The sequence below is a fragment of the Acidiferrobacteraceae bacterium genome (assembly GCA_037388825.1).
Taxonomy (GTDB): domain Bacteria; phylum Pseudomonadota; class Gammaproteobacteria; order Acidiferrobacterales; family JAJDNE01; genus JARRJV01.
The window spans coordinates 1-1,556 of sequence record JARRJV010000101.1 but is presented as its reverse complement, the minus strand read 5'-3'; the positions used below and the strand labels follow the sequence as shown (position 1 = coordinate 1,556).

At 60.9% G+C, this 1,556-nt stretch carries 1 protein-coding gene; it reads right to left on the bottom strand.

Annotation, left to right across the window (positions count from 1 at the left end):
* A partial coding sequence (cysG, locus tag P8X48_12460) for a siroheme synthase CysG (GenBank protein ID MEJ2108117.1) occupies positions 1 to 1,131 on the bottom strand: 1,131 nt, incomplete at its 3' end.
* Between the last annotated feature and the right edge of the window lie 425 nt (positions 1,132 to 1,556).

Below are 1,556 nucleotides of genomic sequence, written 5' to 3'. Positions count from 1 at the left end.
CGGCTGTGCCAGGGCCTGCCAGTTCAGGTTCACAGACCCGTCTTTCAGGTGGCCGGTGACAAACGTGACGGACTGTGCCAAATCCCGGTGCGTCAGCGGAAAACCGGCATAGGTTGCGCAACCCGAGGCGGCCGTGATCCCGGGCACGACCTGAAAGCGCACCCCCTGTTCCATCAGGGTTTCAATTTCCTCTCCGCCGCGACCGAAGATGAAGGGGTCACCCCCTTTCAGCCGGCAGACCCGTTTTCCTTCCTTCGCCAGGCGCACCAGCAGCGCATTGATCCCCTCCTGCGGGATCGCGTGGTCACCACGCTCCTTGCCGGCATAGATACGTTCGGCATCCCGGCGCACCAGTTCAAGTACCTCCTTGGAAACCAGACGATCGTAAACCACTACATCCGCCTGTTGCATCAGGCGAAGCGCCTTGAAGGTCAGCAAATCCGGGTCACCCGGACCGCCACCTACCAGGTACACCTCCCCCTGATCCGGCATCTCGGCGCCTTCTGACTCCAGGGCGGCCTCCAGCGCCTCGGTGGCCTGCTTTTCTTCCCCGGATACCATCATTTCCGCAATCGGTCCCTCCAGCACCTTTTCCCAGAACACACGGCGGTCACCGGCACGGCTGAACTTGCGCTTGACCCGATCCCGGAAGTCCGCGGCCAGGCGGGCCAACTGGCCGTATCCCGCCGGTACAACGGTCTCCAGTTTCTGGCGCAGCAGTCTCCCAAGAACCGGAGACGCTCCGCCGGTGGAGACGGCAATCATCACCGGCGACCGGTCGACAATCGACGGCATCACGAAGGTGCACAGATCGGGCGTATCGACCACATTGACGGGTGTATTGCGCTCCTGCGCGGCCTCATACACCTGCCGATTCACACCGGGGTCATCGGTCGCCGCCACGATCAGAACCGAGGTCTCCAGCAGGCCCGGTGAAAACCCCGATGCCAGATGACGAATCTCGTTTGCATCCCGGGCGCGCGACAGTGTACTGCCCAGTTCGGGAGCGATCACCGTGACCCGGGCGCCTGCCTGCCGGAGCAGTGCAACCTTGCGCGCAGCCACCTCTCCGCCGCCAACCACGGTGCAATGTCGGTCTGCTAGATTTACGAAGATCGGAAGGAAATCCATTGTTCTTTAAATACAGTAAGTTCTATACACTTATTAGAGTTATTTCTAGACGTTGAGCTGGCTACATTGAGCCAGTTATAGCAGAAGTCGGGAATACCCCGTTAGGAATACCCCTCCGGATCCATCGCGGACAAGCATACCTCGGGAACGGGTGGTAACAACGGATATCGGTACTGGGAGGCCCGGCACCAGGAAGGGCCGGCCCGTGGTCTTCCCTGATAAAGACGGAACGGCAGGGACCCTTGGTTTTCCTCTAGCGGGCTTCTGCAGCCCGGTCGATCGGCGTGAACTTGTCGCAGGAGTTGTGGGCGGACAGATAGATATCGTGGACCGCGCAGATCCCGTCATCTTTGCGTACGGACCCGTGGGCGGACCCCATGGTCTGCCAGCCCGGGAACGTTCGTTCCAGGAATTCCGGGTTGTTG